At 40.3% G+C, this 1,310-nt stretch carries 1 protein-coding gene; it reads right to left on the reverse strand.

The window, feature by feature from the left end; all coding sequences use genetic code 11:
- A partial coding sequence (locus GB932_RS22105; RefSeq protein WP_197517210.1) for a cbb3-type cytochrome c oxidase subunit I occupies window positions 1–1,310 on the reverse strand: 1,310 nt, incomplete at both ends.

The following is a 1,310-nucleotide window of genomic DNA, read 5'->3' on the forward strand; positions in this document are numbered from 1 at the left end:
ATAAGGTTTTACCGCAGAAATCGTAGGTACACTTTTCTTAAGAGATAGTGTTGGAATAATTTCAATTGAACTACCGATTGATATCGTGATGAAAGATAAGATACCTAATAATACCGGAGTTCTTTCCAGCCAAAGGTGAGTACCTTCTCCTTCTTTTCTGTTTTTGCTGATGTTTGCCAACGCTGGAGCTTCAGCAGGAACTTCTTTTTGGAATGATCCTTTTCTTACTGTAGCAATTACGTTTACAATCATCAGGATAGATCCTGAGATATAGAATAAACCTCCTACGAATCTCATTTTGAAGTAAGGAATAATTGCCGTTACCGTATCCAACCAGTTTTTCCATAATAAGGTTCCATCCGGGTTGAACTGCTTCCACATTAATCCTTGTGTAAATCCTGAAATATACATTGGAACTGCATAGAAAATGATTCCTAAAGTACCTAACCAGAAATGCCAGTTAGCTAATTTTACAGACCAAAGTTTTGTTCTCCACATGATTGGTACCAGGTAATAGATAACCCCGAATGCCATGAAACCATTCCATCCAAGAGCTCCTAAGTGAACGTGACCGATAACCCAGTCTGTAAAGTGACCAATTTTGTTGATGTTTTTAGTTGCCAAAAGCGGTCCTTCAAACGTTGCCATACCATAACAGGTAACAGCTACTACGAAGAACTTAAGGATAGGATTTTCTCTTACTTTATCCCAAGCTCCTCTCAGCGTAAGAAGACCATTTAACATACCTCCCCAGGATGGTGCAATAAGCATGATAGAGAAACCTGTTCCTACCGCCTGAGCCCAAGCCGGAAGAGCTGTATACTGAAGGTGGTGAGGACCAGCCCAGATATATACGAAAATTAATGACCAGAAGTGAATAATAGACAGTTTATAAGAGAATACCGGTCTGTCTGCAGCCTTCGGAAGGAAGTAATACATTAAACCAAGAACCGGAGTCGTCAATACGAATGCAACCGCATTGTGTCCATACCACCACTGTACAATAGCATCTTTTACCCCTGCATATGCTGAATAAGATTTCCAGCCTGTGAAAGATAAAGGTACTTCAAGGTTGTTGAAGATGTGAAGCATTGCTACTGCAATCCAGGTACCGATGTAGAACCAGATGGCTACATAAAGGTGTCTCACTCTTCTCTTAGAAATAGTCAGGAACATATTGATACCAAAAATGATCCATGAGAATGCGATCAATATGTCGATCGGCCACTCGTGTTCAGCATATTCTTTAGAGGTATTAATCCCCATAAAGAATGTAACGAACGTAGCAACGATCATAAACTGCCAGGTCC

It is taken from the genome of Microbacterium karelineae, from assembly GCF_009745985.1.
GTDB lineage: Bacteria > Actinomycetota > Actinomycetes > Actinomycetales > Microbacteriaceae > Microbacterium > Microbacterium karelineae.